This window comes from Agrobacterium sp. CG674, from assembly GCF_053521645.1.
This window is the reverse complement of record NZ_JBNWDZ010000003.1, coordinates 117,747-132,786: the sequence shown is the minus strand read 5'-3', so window position 1 is coordinate 132,786 and position 15,040 is coordinate 117,747. Positions and strand designations below refer to the sequence as shown.

Annotated in this window: 15 protein-coding genes, 1 tRNA gene and 1 pseudogene; 9 read left to right on the top strand and 8 right to left on the bottom strand. The window is 56.3% G+C overall.

Annotated elements, in window-relative coordinates:
- Positions 1-157: 157 nt before the first annotated feature.
- Both ACQZ51_RS09855 and ACQZ51_RS09850 read right to left on the bottom strand, forming a co-directional pair.
- Positions 158-1,087, bottom strand: coding sequence for a PopZ family protein (locus tag ACQZ51_RS09855; protein WP_448776819.1), 930 nt, complete (start codon positions 1,085-1,087; stop codon positions 158-160).
- Positions 1,088-1,292: 205 nt separating this feature from the next.
- The gene (locus ACQZ51_RS09850; protein ID WP_448776817.1) at positions 1,293-1,964 is read right to left on the bottom strand and encodes a protein-L-isoaspartate O-methyltransferase family protein; all 672 of its coding nucleotides are present in this window, start codon (positions 1,962-1,964) and stop codon (positions 1,293-1,295) included.
- 253 nt (positions 1,965-2,217) lie between these two features.
- Between ACQZ51_RS09850 and ACQZ51_RS09845 the strand changes: the two genes are divergently transcribed.
- The 7 genes and pseudogenes from ACQZ51_RS09845 to ACQZ51_RS09815 all read left to right on the top strand — a co-directional run bounded on the left by ACQZ51_RS09845 (position 2,218) and on the right by ACQZ51_RS09815 (position 6,630).
- A complete protein-coding gene (locus tag ACQZ51_RS09845) occupies positions 2,218-2,370 on the top strand; it encodes a DUF3309 family protein (RefSeq protein ID WP_065701140.1) in 153 nt (50 codons plus the stop codon).
- 141 nt (positions 2,371-2,511) lie between these two features.
- A tRNA-Cys gene (locus tag ACQZ51_RS09840) sits at positions 2,512-2,585 on the top strand.
- A gap of 189 nt (positions 2,586-2,774) precedes the next feature.
- The gene (locus tag ACQZ51_RS09835; RefSeq protein WP_448776815.1) at positions 2,775-3,446 is read left to right on the top strand and encodes an outer membrane protein; all 672 of its coding nucleotides are present in this window, start codon (positions 2,775-2,777) and stop codon (positions 3,444-3,446) included.
- A gap of 158 nt (positions 3,447-3,604) precedes the next feature.
- Entirely contained in the window at positions 3,605-3,892 is a 288-nt protein-coding gene (locus ACQZ51_RS09830) for a hypothetical protein (protein ID WP_448776813.1), read from the top strand.
- Positions 3,893-3,966: 74 nt separating this feature from the next.
- Positions 3,967-4,212 carry a DUF982 domain-containing protein gene (locus tag ACQZ51_RS09825; RefSeq protein ID WP_192066870.1) on the top strand — a complete coding sequence of 82 codons (246 nt, stop codon included), beginning with the start codon at positions 3,967-3,969 and terminating at the stop codon, positions 4,210-4,212.
- 582 nt (positions 4,213-4,794) lie between these two features.
- Entirely contained in the window at positions 4,795-5,568 is a 774-nt protein-coding gene (locus ACQZ51_RS09820) for a competence/damage-inducible protein A (RefSeq protein ID WP_448776811.1), read from the top strand.
- Positions 5,569-5,697: 129 nt separating this feature from the next.
- A pseudogene (locus ACQZ51_RS09815) lies at positions 5,698-6,630 on the top strand (universal stress protein).
- 81 nt (positions 6,631-6,711) lie between these two features.
- Here ACQZ51_RS09815 and ACQZ51_RS09810 read toward each other — a convergent pair.
- From ACQZ51_RS09810 to ACQZ51_RS09795, 4 genes are all read right to left on the bottom strand, one after another.
- A complete protein-coding gene (locus ACQZ51_RS09810) occupies positions 6,712-7,485 on the bottom strand; it encodes an amino acid ABC transporter ATP-binding protein (RefSeq protein ID WP_448776809.1) in 774 nt (257 codons plus the stop codon).
- 11 nt (positions 7,486-7,496) lie between these two features.
- On the bottom strand, positions 7,497-8,654 hold the full coding sequence (locus ACQZ51_RS09805; protein WP_448776807.1) for an amino acid ABC transporter permease: 1,158 nt from the start codon (positions 8,652-8,654) through the stop codon (positions 7,497-7,499).
- Positions 8,655-8,657: 3 nt separating this feature from the next.
- Positions 8,658-9,854 carry an amino acid ABC transporter permease gene (locus ACQZ51_RS09800; protein WP_448776805.1) on the bottom strand — a complete coding sequence of 399 codons (1,197 nt, stop codon included), beginning with the start codon at positions 9,852-9,854 and terminating at the stop codon, positions 8,658-8,660.
- Positions 9,855-9,949: 95 nt separating this feature from the next.
- Positions 9,950-10,972, bottom strand: coding sequence for an amino acid ABC transporter substrate-binding protein (locus tag ACQZ51_RS09795; RefSeq protein WP_448776803.1), 1,023 nt, complete (start codon positions 10,970-10,972; stop codon positions 9,950-9,952).
- 435 nt (positions 10,973-11,407) lie between these two features.
- Between ACQZ51_RS09795 and ACQZ51_RS09790 the strand changes: the two genes are divergently transcribed.
- A complete protein-coding gene (locus tag ACQZ51_RS09790; protein ID WP_448776802.1) occupies positions 11,408-12,592 on the top strand; it encodes a cystathionine beta-lyase in 1,185 nt (394 codons plus the stop codon).
- Here ACQZ51_RS09790 and ACQZ51_RS09785 read toward each other — a convergent pair.
- Both ACQZ51_RS09785 and ACQZ51_RS09780 read right to left on the bottom strand, forming a co-directional pair.
- The gene (locus ACQZ51_RS09785) at positions 12,589-13,776 is read right to left on the bottom strand and encodes an FAD-dependent monooxygenase (RefSeq protein ID WP_448776801.1); all 1,188 of its coding nucleotides are present in this window, start codon (positions 13,774-13,776) and stop codon (positions 12,589-12,591) included. The two genes, ACQZ51_RS09790 and ACQZ51_RS09785, sit on opposite strands and share 4 nt — an antisense overlap.
- Positions 13,777-13,816: 40 nt before the next feature.
- Positions 13,817-14,062 carry a zinc-finger domain-containing protein gene (locus ACQZ51_RS09780; RefSeq protein ID WP_192066883.1) on the bottom strand — a complete coding sequence of 82 codons (246 nt, stop codon included), beginning with the start codon at positions 14,060-14,062 and terminating at the stop codon, positions 13,817-13,819.
- Between the two features lie 152 nt (positions 14,063-14,214).
- On the opposite strand from ACQZ51_RS09780, the gene ACQZ51_RS09775 reads away from it, so the two are divergent.
- Positions 14,215-14,997 (top strand): alpha/beta fold hydrolase, encoded by a 783-nt coding sequence (locus ACQZ51_RS09775; RefSeq protein ID WP_448776799.1) that lies wholly within the window; start codon positions 14,215-14,217, stop codon positions 14,995-14,997.
- The last annotated feature ends 43 nt before the right edge of the window (positions 14,998-15,040 follow it).

The window sequence follows — 15,040 nt, the reverse complement described above, 5'->3', positions numbered from 1 at the left end:
CGAATCTGACAAAACGTGACGCACCATAGGGATGAATTTTTAAATAAGGATGGGGGGTCGAGAGTCAACAGCATCTGCACATTTCAACGGCAAAGCGCTGCAAACAAAAAAGCCGCCCCAAGGTGATGGAGCGGCCTGATGGGGTCTGAATTCGCTCTTAGCGACGCGGGCCGCGGGCCACGCGTTCGATTTCTTCGCGCACCAACCGCTCCACCAGCGTCGGAAGGTTGTCTTCCAACCACTCCTGCAGCATAGGGCGCAACATGTCCTGCGCCATCTCTTCGATGGTTGGGCGCTCGACGCCGTCGAAAAGTTCGGCAAGCTCACCGAAGGACTGCGCGATCTGCGCACCTGCGGCTTCCGAAATCAGCTTGAGCGACAGGCGATCTTCGCTCTGCGGCTTTTCTGGCGCAACGCTGACAGGCTGCTGCGCAACGACCTGCGGCACGGGCGCAGAAGACTGTTCCGGCTCCACGGCGCCGCGAAGCTCCATGGTTTCCCATACGGGCAAAGGCATCTGCGGTGCCGGTGCTGGCGCTTCCGCTGCGGGCGGCGTGTAGGCTGGCACCGCCTGTGGCTGCGGGCGGGCCTGTGCAGCATTCAGCAAGGGGCGCATGTCTGTCGGGCGTGGTGCTGGCGCAGGGCGCTCCTGCTGGAAATAGGATTGGGCAACAGGCGCTGGCTGGGAGGCCGCAGCGGCTTCAGCCGCGCGCTGCTGGGCGGCAACGCCCTGCGGGCCGAGGGCCGCATTGCGGTCTGCCGCTGCACGCACGCGGGCGGCAACATCAGCCAGAGACATTGTCTTTTCGCCGGAATCAGCCATGGCCATATCGACCCGTTCGATCATGCTCGGCTCGTGCTGCTGGCGCGCGCCATAGCCCTGATTGGCCGCAGGCGGCACATGGGCAGGCGGGCTTGCAGGTTCTGCCGCATAGGCCGAATCCGAGTCTTGATATTCGTCATAGGCAGGAGCCAGAGGCGCAGATAGAGCATCAGCCGAGGCGGGCTCGTTGCTTTCGATTATCCGGCGAATGGACGCCAGAATTTCTTCCATCGATGGTTCGCGCGCGACGCTGGACTGAGCCATTGTTCATCCTCGATTGTCATATTCACACCGGAAGATGGTCAGCTTCCGAATCACCCACACTGTATGACACCGTGAAGAAGAAATGAATCCGTCAGGCCCCCTCAAGCTGCTCACTGCACAGCTTTATTTCGATGGAATGGGCAATCAAACAAAAATGCCGGACCCTACGGCCCGGCATTGCATGACGTTTGAACAGCGTAACTGATCAGAAAACGAATTCGCGTGCCTTGGCAAAGCCCGGAACCGGCTTGACCGAAGCATTGAAGAACGCCGTGGACGATGTGCCCTTGCCGTCACGACGATAAACCATTGCCTTGGCCGAATTGCCGTAACCAACGACAGCCACCAGACGTCCGCCATCACCCAGTTGCTCGAGAAGTGCTGCTGGCACCTCTTCGACAGAACCGCTGATGAAGATCACGTCATAGGGCGCATCCGCTGCATGGCCGCGCGCAAGCTCGCCCTTCACCGTCGAAACATTGTCATAACCCAGCGCAGAGAGCGTCGCGGTGGCGATGGCGCTCAACTCTTCATCCTGCTCAAGCGAGATGACGGAGCCTGCCAACTGCGACAGAATAGCGGCCACATAGCCGCGGCCGCCGCCAATTTCCAACACCACATCATCCTTGGTGATGGCTGCGAGCTGCAGCATCTTGGCCAGAGGCGATGCCTTCATGATGTAACGAGCCGCCTGCCCGTCCTTTGCTGGACAGATCTGGAGATCTTCGTCTGCATAGGCGATCTTCTTCACGTCGGCAGGAACGAACTCTTCCCGCGGCACGGCCAGAAATGCCTTCAGTACAGAATGCGAGGTCACGTCTGTCGTGCGCAACTGGCTGTCCACCATTTTGCCGCGTGCGTTTTCGAAGTCCATCATGTCGTTTCGCCTCAATACAAGCTCGAGAGCAGCCTTAAATTCTGACTGCGGTTGCCTACCGTCTTAATTGCCCGCGCGGATGCTTTCAAGCGCCAGCATACACCGGAACCGTTAAAAACACGGCTTGCCGCCCCGCCTTGCAATTTCGCACCCCTTCCCCGGCGCCCGTCCCATGCGGATTGCCCATTCAGGAACTTTTTATCTGCCTAATCATTCTTGCAAGCAGAGACGACACAAAACATTGGAGGCCACCATGCTCGGCACAATTCTCGTTATCCTGCTTATCCTCTTCCTCATCGGCGCCCTGCCAAACTGGGGCTTCCACAATTACGGATACGGTCTGTCAGGCGGTCTGGGCCTCGTTCTGGTGATTGTGCTGATCCTCGTTCTCCTCGGCCGGATCTGACGCAGACGAGACAACCGCGTCTCCCAAATGGCGGCGACGCGGTTTTCCACAAAGCTTACCTTCTTTTTTCAATCCTACCCTATTGCGCGGAAAATGGATTCGTTCTAAATCCCCGCCATGCTTGAGCAATCAGGCACGTGAGGCCTCGTGGCGGAGTGGTGACGCAGAGGACTGCAAATCCTCGTACCCCGGTTCAATTCCGGGCGAGGCCTCCAAAAAAATCACCACAAACTACCAGTCGATATATTCACAAACCTTTTGCAGTCAGGGTTTGTATTGCATAAATTTCTCGAATCCAGCCTCGCGCAATCCTGGGTTACGCTTCCGCGCCTGAGTTGCATTTTTGCCATGGCGCTTTTTTGGCGTTGAGTTATTGAATCCCCATTACACCGGGGAATCGATTCATGAAAAAGACATTTACAGCCATTCTTTTTACCCTTGCTGCTTCAACGGCAATTGCTGGCGACGCCGCAACTAAAATGCCGCGCGCGCCCAAGGCCGAGGATGCAGTGGCTTTTTCATGGACCGGCTTCACCGTCGGCGTTCAGGGCGGATATAGCCGGAACAGTCAGGACAGCACGATTGGAGGGCTGGCGGGCCTTGCGACTGACTTCAATGGCGCGGTCGGCGGCGCTTTTGTGGGTTTCAACTATCAGTTCGACAATAATCTGGTGCTCGGCATCGAGGCAGACCTTGAGAAGAACCGGAGCGACAAGACATCGTATCTTCTCCTGGCAGCCACCGATATCAACTATGGCCTGGATTGGCAGGGCTCAGTGCGCGGCCGCATCGGCTACGCGGGAGACCGGGCGCTGTTTTACGGCACGGCTGGCTGGGCGGTCGGAAGCGCCTATGCGTCAGTCGCCGGCGGGGAAGAAGAACAAGAGAATTTTACTGGCTACACGTTTGGCGCGGGTCTCGATTACGCATTTACGGACCGGGTTTTCGGCCATTTTGAATATCGCTACACCAATTTCGGTAACAACTCTTTTGTTTTCCCCGCCCTTGGCGGTGCCAAACTGGATGCTGAGATAGACCAGCAGGCTTTGCGCATCGGCCTCGGCATCAAGTTCTAAAATCTCCCGCTTTCAAGGCTTTCGCCATGCAGGCTGAGCGCGATACTGGCTGGAATCACAAAGTTCCCACGCAGCGGAACATCGGCAATGCCAGCCAGTTTACTCGCCATTGGCAATTGCGTATTCAAGCGTAAGCCAGTGTTTATCGGGAGAAACCCATGAAATTATCCGCTGTTACTCTGTGCGCAGGGCTGGCATTTGGTCTTGCCGGGTGCACGACGCCCATTACGACTTACAGCGTTGATCCTATTCCCGGCAGCATTACCTATAAGGGTCAGCCACGCTCCAAACTGACGAAGTCGCCTATCGGCAGCACATTCACTCACAACTTTCGCCGCTTCGATGACCGGGTGATTGAAACCTACCAGATCCAGCCAGACCGCTCGCTGAAGATCATCGATCGACGTATCATTCGCGACTGGTCGTTCTTTGGTCGTGACGACTAGGCGCGATTGCCCATTGATGTGGGCGGCATAAGCTTCTAAACGCTGTTTCCAATCGTGAAATCACAGGAAACATCATGCAGACGCCTTGGAAGAAGCCGGTTCTCGTCGCGTTGGAAGAACCCGGCGTTTACGTCAGTATCGAGTCCACCCAGGCTGCCTCATGGGCGCTGATCGAGGACTGGCCAGCGGAAGATGGCGAAATGCTGGATCGTGCCCTGCTGGTGTTCGCGGCTGTTGATGCTGGCAAGAAAAAGCCAGAGGATGCCCGTGAGGCCTTCGTGAAGGCGGCCATCGAGGCCGGGCTTGACGTAAAGTCATAATGACGCAGTGGGATTTTCCCGCTTAAGGTCACAGCCTTTCCAAGATAAGATGTGAGCAAAATCAAAAAGACCGAGGCGTCCCCTTCCATGAAGAAATTTGTTTTTATCCTTTTCGTCGCATGCCTCGTTCTCAGCATCGTCGGACACTGGGTCTTCTCTCTGGCTGTCATGTAAATCGTGACGCGCGGCTGATGGACATAATTTCCGCATAATTCACAGCCCCGTCATGGAACTCCGTTAACGATTGCACGTTCTTCTTCCACGAACGATGGAGAGAAAAGCGATGCGCGACGGTCTTAACAGTCTGCTTGAAGTTTCACTGCTTGGTTTTGTCGTTATTACTTGCCTTATGATGGTTAACCCCATTCTGTAAGCGCATTTAATTCTCAAATTTAGCGACGCTACGCAGTATAGCGATAACAAAAATGCGGCCTCTGGGCCGCATTTTGTTTTTGAGGTTTAAGCCTTTCCATTGGGCGGGCCTTTCCGCACATCTTATTCCATTCGGCTTATTGCATTCGCTGGCAGGGGCGTTAGGCTCAGCTCGGTTTCAATCGCCATTCCCCCATAAAGAGCACCCTCATGTCCGCACCCTCCCCCGCTTCCAAAGTCGTATCTGCAGCCATGCTCGCGATCGGAGATGAACTCCTGTCCGGGCGCACGAAAGACAAGAATATCGGCCATCTCGCAGATGTGCTCACAATGGCGGGTATCGATCTCAAGGAAGTGCGTATTGTCGCGGATGAGGAGGCCGATATCGTCGAAGCGTTGAACGCACTGCGTGCCCGCTATAACTATGTTTTTACCTCGGGCGGTATTGGCCCAACGCATGATGATATCACCGCAGATGCGGTCTCGGTCGCTTTCGGCCTGCCGTGCGAGCATGACGCAGATGCTATGCGTCTGCTGGGGGATATGTACCGCGTGAGAGAGCTGGAATTTACCGATGCCCGCAAGCGCATGGCGCGCATGCCGCGTGGCGCGAAACACATTGCCAATCCGGTTTCCACAGCGCCCGGCTTCATTGTCGAGAATGTCTATGTCATGGCGGGCGTGCCGCATATTTTCCAGGCCATGCTGGATAACGTTCTCCCCACATTGAGCACGGGAGCGAAAATTCTCTCGAATGCTGTCTACTCTCCGTTTGCGGAAGGCGACATCGGAACACCGCTTGCCGGGATCCAGAAGGCGCATCCGGAAACGAGCATCGGCTCTTACCCTAAATATGATGGGCAGCGGTTCTCCACCGAAATCATCGTGCGCGCGCGCGATGCAGCCGCTCTCAACGCTGCGGTTCAGGACGTGACCGCGATGATCGAAGAGATCGCCCGCGAAAAGGCCGCAAAGTCAGCGTAAAACACTCAGTAACGCATAAATTTGATCGCGATCAAGGCCATCAAGCCGATCCGACTGGATGATGAGGCCTGACACAACCTTTGTGCTGGCACTGGGATAATCCCGCTTATCACGATGAGGAGACAGGTCATGGGTTATAAGACGATACTGGCAGTCATGGACACTGCAGAAAATGCGCATGGGCTGGGGGACTTCGTAGCGACGCTCGCCCAGACTTATGCGTCCCACGTCATCGGTCTTCATATGGAAACTGCCGAGACGGCTCCTCTGGTAGCACCCATGGAGTTCCCCGATCCTGTGACCATCCAGGCCATGCAGGAAGTCGCTCATCAGGAAACCACTGAGGTCGAAGGGGGTAATCCCAATTTCCATACCATCCTCGGCTCAACCCGAGGATGGTGACTTCCAAAGCGTCAGAGCTCCAGCCCGAGGTTCACCGCCATCTTCAAGGCGAAGATGGCGGCGGAACAGATATCTAGCGAATGGCGGACCGGCATGTCATCGGTCGGATACGGGTCCAGTGCCGCAATCCAAAGCGCGCGCTGCGCCGATCTCGTCATCGCCCGGCAGTCAACGGACTCGTCGATCTCCGACAGCCGCTTGGATCTCGATAATTTTCTTTACGAGACTGGTCGCCCCATTCTGCTCGTGCCGCATGTGCTGCGATCGCCCAAATCTGTCCGGCGAGTGATGATTGCATGGAATGGCTCGCGCGAGGCCACCCGCGCCACATTCGATGCAATGCCTTTCCTGCTTGCCGCCGAAAGTGTCGAGATTTTCTCCGTAGGCGCCGAAGACAATGAAACTCAATCAGCCGAACTGGCCGGTTCCGAGATCGCCGCAACGCTTGCCCGCCATGGCATCAATGTCGTGGTCACGTCGGAGCAACGTGCACACACCCTGGCACCAGAGAAAGCCATAGAGCAACGCCTGTCGGATAACAGCATCGACCTGTTGGTCATGGGTGCCTATGGTCATTCCCGCTGGTGGGAAATGCTGTTTGGCGGCGTCACCCGCTCCCTGCTCGGCAAGATGACTGCGCTGACGTTGATGTCGCGCTAATTCACGGCGGAAGCTGAACTGGACAACGAAAAGGGGCGGTCGATGACCACCCCTTTTTGCACTCCATATGATGTCAGCCGATCAATGCAGGATCTGGCTCAGGAACAGACGTGTGCGCTCGTGCTGCGGGTTGTCGAAGAATTCGGCAGGCGAATTCTGTTCGACAATCTGGCCCTGGTCCATGAAGATCACACGGTTGGCGACCTGACGCGCAAAGCCCATTTCGTGGGTCACGCAGATCATGGTCATGCCGTCTTCGGCGAGGCCCACCATCGTATCCAGAACTTCCTTCACCATCTCAGGGTCGAGAGCCGATGTCGGCTCATCGAACAGCATGATTTTCGGCTTCATGCACAGCGAGCGTGCAATGGCCACGCGCTGCTGCTGACCACCGGAAAGCTGACCGGGATATTTGTGGGCCTGCTCAGGAATCTTGACGCGCTTCAAATAGTGCATCGCAATCTCTTCGGCTTCCTTCTTGGGTGTCTTGCGAACCCAGATCGGAGCCAGCGTGCAGTTTTCCAGAATCGTCAGATGCGGGAAGAGGTTGAAGTGCTGGAACACCATGCCGACTTCGCGGCGCACTTCATCGATCTTCTTCAGATCGTTGGTCAGCTCGATGCCATCGACCTGGATGCTTCCCGACTGGTGCTCTTCCAAACGGTTGATGCAGCGGATCATCGTGGATTTGCCAGATCCGGACGGACCGGCAACAACGATGCGCTCCCCCTTCATGACCTTGAGGTTGACGTCACGCAGAACGTGAAAATCGCCATACCACTTGTTCATGCCGGTAATTTCAATCGCGACGTCAGTCGATGAAACGGCGAGTTTTTGTGCGTGAGCTTCTGCCATGATTTTTCCCCTTATTTCTTATGTCCGGTGTCGAGGTGCCGTTCCATGAACAGCGAGTAGCGCGACATGCCGAAGCAGAATATCCAGAATATGAACCCGGCGAAGATGTAACCGGTCACAGGTGTGACAGGTGTCGCCCAGTTCGCATCCGACTGGTTGAGATTGACGATACCCAAAAGGTCGAACATGCCAATGATCGACACGAGAGAGGTATCCTTGAACAGGCCGATGAAGGTGTTGACGATGCCGGGAATGACGAGCTTCAACGCCTGCGGCAGAACGATCAAACGTGTCTTCTGCCAATAGTTCAGACCCAGAGAATCCGCACCTTCAGACTGTCCCTTCGGGATCGCCTGCAAGCCACCGCGAATGACTTCCGCCATATAGGCCGAGGCAAACAGCGAGACACCGACGAGCGCGCGAAGGAACTTGTCGAAGGTCCAGCCATCGGGAAGGAACAGCGGCAGCATGATGCTGGCGAAGAACAGGACGGTAATCAGCGGAATGCCTCTGATCACCTCGATGAAGGTCACACAGAGCGTCTTGATGACCGGCATGTTGGAGCGCCGTCCAAGGGCCAGAATGATGCCGAAAGGCAGCGAGACGGTGATGCCGAAGAAGGACAGGATCAATGTCACCATCAACCCGCCCCACAGCTGTGTTTCCACAACCGGCAGACCGAAATAGCCACCCACCAGCAAGAAGAAGGACACGAACGGCAGGACGATGAACAGCAGAAGTGCGTTCAGTGCCTTGTGCGGTGCCTTCGGAATCAGCATCGGGATCAGCAGAACAGTGAAGCTCGCCAGAACCAGAAGCGGTCTCCAGCGCTCTTCGAGTGGATAACGCCCGAACATGAACTGCTCGAACTTCGCATTCACGAAAGCCCAGCATGCGCCGGACTGCCCATCCGGCAGAGCGCCGCCCTGGGCAACGGTCAGGCAGGCCGTGCGGTCTGCACCTGTCCATGTCGCATCGATGAACAGCCAGTTCACCATCGGCGGGATGACATAGACCAGAAGCGCGATTGCCAGCAAAGTCAGGATCGCGTCCTTGGGCGTGGCAAAGAGCCGGGTGCGAAGCCAGTGCATAGCACCAACCTGGCTGGAGGGCGCAGGCTCGGCGGCGGCCATGTTGGCACGAACGTAAGAGGTGGTTGTTGTTGTCATTGCTTATCTCTCCACCAGCGCCATCTTCGCGTTGAACCAGTTCATGACCAGCGCGGTTGTCAGCGACAATGAAAGGTAGACCACCAGCCAGATCGCGACGACTTCGACAGCCTGTCCGGTCTGGTTGAGGATGGTGCCACCCACGGAAACCAGGTCAGAAAAGCCGACGGCGACCGCAAGCGAGGAGTTCTTGGTCAGGTTCAGAAACTGGCTCGTCAGCGGCGGAATGATGATCCGCATGGCCTGAGGAACAACGATGAGGCGTGTTGTCGTGCTGGAACGCAAGCCCAGCGCATCAGCTGCTTCCGTCTGTCCCTTTGCCACAGCCTTGATGCCACCGCGAACGATTTCGGCAATAAAGGATGCCGTGTAGAACGACAGAGCAAGATACAGAGACAGGAATTCCGGAGCGATGACCGATCCGCCGGTCAGATTGAAGCGTCCAGCAACCGGATAATCGAAGGTGAGAGGCGCGCCCAATGCCAGGAACGTCACAAGCGGCAGGCCGATGATGATGGCTGTGCCCACAAGGCCGGTGCGAAACGGTTGGCCGGTCTTCATCTGGCGGGCTTTCGCCCAACGATAGACGAAGTAGGTGATGACGATGCCGACCAGAAATGCCAGCGGAATCAACCAGCTACCGTCGCCCCAGACCTGCTTGGGATAGAAAAAACCACGGTTGTTCAAAACGGTGCCCAGCGGCAGTTGCAGCGAGTCGCGCGCCTGCGGCAGAATGGTGATAACGCCCTTGTACCAGAAGAAAATGACGAGCAGCGGCGGAATGTTGCGGAAGAGTTCCACATAGGCCTGCGCCAGCTTCGAGATCAGAAAGTTGCGAGACAGGCGCGCAATACCGACGATGAAACCGATGATCGACGCGGTAATGATGCCGAGGATAGCAACCTGAAGCGTGTTGAGAATACCAACGATCAACGCACGTCCGAACGTGTTGTCGTTGTTGTACTCGATAAGCGACTGGCCGATGTCGAAACCAGCTCTGCCTTCGAGAAAGCCAAAGCCTGAAGAAATGTTGGAACGCTGAAGATTATGAACGGTGTTGGATGCGACCATCCACACGAACAGCGCTAGAAGAACGACAGTAATAATTTGATAAAAAATCGCCCGCACACGCGGATCATTGATCATGGACGTCGCGCTGTTTGCGCTCGACGGTTGCGATTGGAGCGCATTGCCTGCCATCGGCACCTTTCCCTCTCTTTGCTCTTTGCGAGCTTATTGTGTGCCAGGAGGCAGAGCGTTAGCCCTGCCTCCCGAGAATGCCGTTTTAAAGGATATTAACGGATTGGCGGTGCGTACTGCAGGCCGCCCTTGCTCCACAATGCGTTCAGACCGCGTTCGATCTTCAGCGGAGAACCGGCACCAACGTTGCGATCAAACACTTCGCCGTAGTTACCGACCTGCTTGATGATGTTGTATGCCCATTCGTTGGTGAGGCCGAAATCGGTACCGATCTTGGTGCCTTCTTCAGTGCCGAGCAGACGCTTGATGTCTGGGTTGGCGGCAGTCTTCTGCTCGTCAACGTTCTTGGAGGTGATGCCAAGCTCTTCAGCGTTGACCATGGCGTAGTGAGCAAAGCTTACAACGTCGAACCACTGGTCGTCGCCCTGGCGAACGGCAGGTCCAAGCGGCTCCTTGGAGATGATTTCAGGCAGAACGATATTTTCGTCTGGTGTCTTCATCTTCAAACGGATGGCATAGAGACCGGACTGGTCGGTCGTGTAAACGTCGCAACGGCCGCTATCGTAAGCGGAAGTCGCGTCGGATTCCTTTTCGAATACAACAGGGTTGTACTGAAGGTTGTTGGTCTTGAAGTAGTCAGCGAGGTTGAGTTCGGTTGTCGTGCCCTGCTGAACGCAGACGGCGGCGCCGGAAAGCTCGAGAGCAGACTTAACGTTCAGCGCCTGCTTTACGACGAAGCCCTGGCCGTCATAGTAGTTGACGGTACGGAAGTTGAAGCCGAGCGATGTATCGCGGCTGGCTGTCCATGTGGTGTTACGTGTCAGAACATCGACTTCACCGGACTGAAGCGCAGGGAAGCGGTCCTTGGATGTGAGCGGAACGAACTTTGCCTTCTTTGCATCACCGAAAACGGCAGACGCGATCGCACGGCAATAGTCAACGTCGATACCAGACCATTCGCCCTTGTCGTCCGGGTTAGAGAATCCTGGAATGCCGGAGCTCACGCCACAGGTTACAAAGCCCTTTGCCTTGACGTCTGCGAGCGTGGCGGCAGATGCAGCCGATGCAGCTCCGAGAACTGCTGCGCCAATGGCGGCTGACAGAATTGCCTTTTTCATTTTTTTCCCAACCTTTGTTTCTTAATTCGTCACGGAAGAAAGCGGTATATCTTGTCGTATACGCTTAAGCTCCCCGCCTCACCTCCCGGTGCGCGCACCTATCACAATCGCAATCGCAGTCAGGGTCAAGTCTCACCCCCAATAATTGTGTCCAAAAAACGGATTTTTTAAAATACCGTCCGTTTTATGGGCATATGACTATAAAATGCGCTAAAACAGATTAAATTCTGCTCATGCTGTCAGGCAGGTAGACTGAATTTTTGCGTGCGTCACACCTAATATGCGTGACTTCGGGGCATGCTCTTGGCCATATCGGGAAATGTATAGGCGGGATGGAAATATCCTCAAACAATTGTGCGCAGGGTAACGAAGTCTTGACCAAGGCGGGCTTTGCGTCACATTTTCCAACGACACATCATTGAGAGACAATACAGCATGAAATTCAAAGACGGATTCCTCGACGCCGCCGGCATCAACACGCGGCTTGCTCATCTTGGCAGCGATCCGGCCAGCAACCACGGCTTTGTCAATCCGCCGATCGTGCGCGGCTCGACGGTGCTGTTTCCAGATGCGCAGACGCTTGTGTCCGAGGATCAGGCCTATACTTATGGCACGCACGGCACACCGACCACCGATGCGCTCTGCGATATGATCAACGCGCTTGAGGGTTCGGCGGGCACCATTCTCCTGTCATCCGGGCTTGCCGCCGTCACGGTGCCGTTCCTTGCCTATCTCTCGGCTGGCGACCATGCTCTCATCGTTGATTCCGTCTATTTCCCCACCCGCCGCTTCTGCAACACCATGCTCAAGCAGTTCGGCGTGGAAGTAGAATATTATGATCCGGCTATCGGTGCAGGTATCGAAGCGCTGATCAGGCCCAACACGCGACTGCTTCATCTGGAAGCCCCCGGCTCCAACACCTTCGAGATGCAGGATGTGGCGCTGATGGCATCCATCGCCCACCGTCATGATTGTGTCGTCACCATGGACAATACGTGGTCCACGCCGCTGTATTTCAAGCCGCTGGAACACGGCGTCGATGTATCGATCCATGCCGCCACGAAGTATCCCGCGGGCCATTCCGATGTGCTGATGGGCTTTGTTTCAGCCAATGAGAAGCATTGGAAAAAGCTGCATGATATCAACCGCGATATGGGTCTCTGCGTCACGTCAGATGATGCCTATCAGGTTCTGCGCGGCATGCGAACCATGGGCATGCGGCTGGAGCATCACCAGAAAAGCGCACTAGAGATCGCCAAGTGGCTGGAAGAGCGCGATGACGTCTTGCAGGTCCTGCACCCTGCCTTGCCAAGCTTCCCCACCCACGACATCTGGAAGCGTGATTTCAAAGGCTCAAGCGGCGTCTTTTCTTTCGTCCTGAAGGCTGAAGCAGACCGCTTTACCGAGACATCGCACGCCTTCCTCAATGCCTTGTCGATCTTCGGTATCGGCTTTTCCTGGGGCGGTTACGAATCGCTGGCAGTGCCCGTGTCCGTGCGGGATCGCACCGTGGCAAAAGGCCCGAGCGAAGGTCCACTCATTCGTCTGCAAATCGGCCTGGAAGATGTTGCCGATCTGAAGCGCGATCTGGAAGCCGGATTCGCAGCGGCGGCGACTTAAAGCCCTTCGGCTCTGTAGCCATAGAGCCAATCAAAATCCGCCAGAAACGCTTCTGGCGGCCTGATCGAGAGCATCAGGTCGCGGCCCAGCCGCATCGGCCCGCGTGCGTGGTAGGCAAATTTGTTGAGCGCCGCCCGCTTGCGTGCCTTCGTAATCCGGGGAATGCGATGCGCTTCGAACTGAGCCAGCGCCTCGCCAAGATTGTCTTTGCGGGTAACGAATGTGGCAAGCTCGAATGCGTCCTCGATGGCCATGGCCGCACCCTGAGCAGCGAATGGCATCATGGCATGGGCCGCATCGCCAATCAGCACCGTGTCCCGTCCGTTCTGCCACCTGCCCTCTCCGGCCTGAAACAATGGCCAGAATGTTGGCTTTGTCACAGCTTCCAGAACATGTGCGAAGGCCGGGTGCCAGTTGCGAAACTGGTTCAGCAGCAATGCATGCTGCTTGCACTGCGCCTCTGCCTTCCACGTATCACCGGGGTTAGCGCCCGTCGCGATGGCGACGATGTTGAAGCCACCGGTTTCCGCCAGCGGATAGGCCACCAGATGCGCCGATGGACCAAGAAACGCCGTAACGCTGCGCTTTTGCAGAAAATCGGGCAGTTGATCGGCGGTAATGGTGAAGCGCCAAGCGATGTTGCCGGAAAAGGTCGCGGCGGGACTTCCTGCAATGGCGTAACGGGCGCTGGACCAGACCCCATCGCTACCCACGATCAGGTCATATTCCTGAAGGGTCATCGCGGAAAGGGTAGCCGGGTCGGCTGCATCCACCCGCTTTCCCAGATGCAGACGGCAGAGCGGGTTGTGCCGCACCGCTGCCAGAAGCGCATTTTGCAAGGTCGCCCTGTGCATCACGCAATAAGGCGCACCCCATCTCTGCCGCGCAACCTGCCGCATTGGCAGTGAGACGAGCTGCTTGAGGGAATGCCCGGACGCAAGGTTAACCGCGTCGGGCTCTAGCCATTGCTTTTCAATCTGCGGCAGCACATCGAGCGCACTTAATATCCGGCTCGCGTTAGGCGAGATTTGCAGGCCCGCGCCAACCTCTTCGAGCCGCTCGGCCCGCTCGATGATATCGCACCGGATGCCGTGCCGGGCAAAAGAAAGGGCCGCGGTCAGACCGGCGATACCGGCACCGACAATGGCCACGGATTTTACGGGGGCCACAGATTTTACGGGCATGAAAAGCCCCAATCTAGATGATGAGGTCTAAAAGCTAAGCTCAGGCGGCCTTCACATGGAAGACGCAACCGGGTGGGTTTGTCTGCGTGGCTTTGACCGCCGGATTATAGCGATAAAGCGTCGAGCAATAGGAACAGACCTTCTCATTGTCATCACCCATATCGATGAAGATATGCGGATGATCAAACGGCACGGATGCGCCCGTGCACATGAATTCCTTGACGCCGATTTCGATCATGCGATGTCCGCCGTCGTTCTGGAAGTGGGGAATGGTATGCCCGGCCATAATCGTCTCCAAATGCGATTTCATCATTGAGCGGAAGCTCAGCTTTTGCGGATATGTAACCTCAAATGCTTTTGACCTCCACAGAAATCATCGCGCAATATGTTCAACGCATCGATTTCCTGACATATGCTGCGCAAAAAAGGATGTGCTTGATGAATCTCAATGTGCCGCAATATTTGTCTTTCACCCGCGATGGTCTGCAACTGGCCTATTTCGATGAGGGCGATCCATCAGGCGTTCCGGTTCTGCTCATCCATGGCTTTGCCTCCAGCGCCTCCGTCAACTGGGTGCACCCCGGCTGGCTGAAGACGCTGGGCGATGCCGGATACCGCGTTATTGCGCTGGATAATCGCGGCCATGGCGCAAGCGACAAGCCGCATGATTCCGATGCCTATTACCCCGCCACCATGGCGGAAGATGCTATCGGCCTGCTTGATCATCTGGGCATTTCACAGGCCCATATCATGGGCTACTCCATGGGTGCGCGGATTTCCGCCTTTCTCGCCATGGCTCACCCTGAGCGCGTGCTTTCGTTGGTGTTTGGGGGCCTCGGCATCGGCATGGTGGATGGCGTGGGTGATTGGGACCCGATTGCGGATGCTCTTCGCGCGCCCTCGCTTGATGTCGTGACCCACGAGCGCGGCCGCATGTTCCGTGCCTTCGCCGATCAGACAAAAAGCGACCGCATTGCCCTTGCTGCCTGCATCGAAACCTCTCGCGTTCTGGTGACCCGCGATGAAGCGGCAAAGATCGACGTTCCGACGCTGATCGCCGTTGGCACCAAGGATGATATTGCCGGTTCAGGCCAGGAACTTGCTGATCTGATGCCGCATGCGAAAGCCATCGACATCCCCGGACGCGACCACATGCTGGCCGTTGGCGACCGCGTGTTCAAGGCAGCCGTGCTGGAGTTTTATCGCGAGATCGATGCCTAGCCGCGATCAAGATAATTCCATCCAAAACTCTGTCAGAAAAACT

Bases quoted from the DNA above. Each gene is read 5' to 3' on its own strand.
- ACQZ51_RS09855 (WP_448776819.1), bottom strand. From the start codon at position 1,087: ATGGCTCAGTCCAGCGTCGCGCGCGAACCATCGATGGAAGAAATTCTG.
- ACQZ51_RS09850 (WP_448776817.1), bottom strand. From the start codon at position 1,964: ATGATGGACTTCGAAAACGCACGCGGCAAAATGGTGGACAGCCAGTTG.
- ACQZ51_RS09845 (WP_065701140.1), top strand. From the start codon at position 2,218: ATGCTCGGCACAATTCTCGTTATCCTGCTTATCCTCTTCCTCATCGGC.
- ACQZ51_RS09835 (WP_448776815.1), top strand. From the start codon at position 2,775: ATGAAAAAGACATTTACAGCCATTCTTTTTACCCTTGCTGCTTCAACG.
- ACQZ51_RS09830 (WP_448776813.1), top strand. From the start codon at position 3,605: ATGAAATTATCCGCTGTTACTCTGTGCGCAGGGCTGGCATTTGGTCTT.
- ACQZ51_RS09825 (WP_192066870.1), top strand. From the start codon at position 3,967: ATGCAGACGCCTTGGAAGAAGCCGGTTCTCGTCGCGTTGGAAGAACCC.
- ACQZ51_RS09820 (WP_448776811.1), top strand. From the start codon at position 4,795: ATGTCCGCACCCTCCCCCGCTTCCAAAGTCGTATCTGCAGCCATGCTC.
- ACQZ51_RS09810 (WP_448776809.1), bottom strand. From the start codon at position 7,485: ATGGCAGAAGCTCACGCACAAAAACTCGCCGTTTCATCGACTGACGTC.
- ACQZ51_RS09805 (WP_448776807.1), bottom strand. From the start codon at position 8,654: ATGACAACAACAACCACCTCTTACGTTCGTGCCAACATGGCCGCCGCC.
- ACQZ51_RS09800 (WP_448776805.1), bottom strand. From the start codon at position 9,854: ATGGCAGGCAATGCGCTCCAATCGCAACCGTCGAGCGCAAACAGCGCG.
- ACQZ51_RS09795 (WP_448776803.1), bottom strand. From the start codon at position 10,972: ATGAAAAAGGCAATTCTGTCAGCCGCCATTGGCGCAGCAGTTCTCGGA.
- ACQZ51_RS09790 (WP_448776802.1), top strand. From the start codon at position 11,408: ATGAAATTCAAAGACGGATTCCTCGACGCCGCCGGCATCAACACGCGG.
- ACQZ51_RS09785 (WP_448776801.1), bottom strand. From the start codon at position 13,776: ATGCCCGTAAAATCTGTGGCCCCCGTAAAATCCGTGGCCATTGTCGGT.
- ACQZ51_RS09780 (WP_192066883.1), bottom strand. From the start codon at position 14,062: ATGGCCGGGCATACCATTCCCCACTTCCAGAACGACGGCGGACATCGC.
- ACQZ51_RS09775 (WP_448776799.1), top strand. From the start codon at position 14,215: ATGAATCTCAATGTGCCGCAATATTTGTCTTTCACCCGCGATGGTCTG.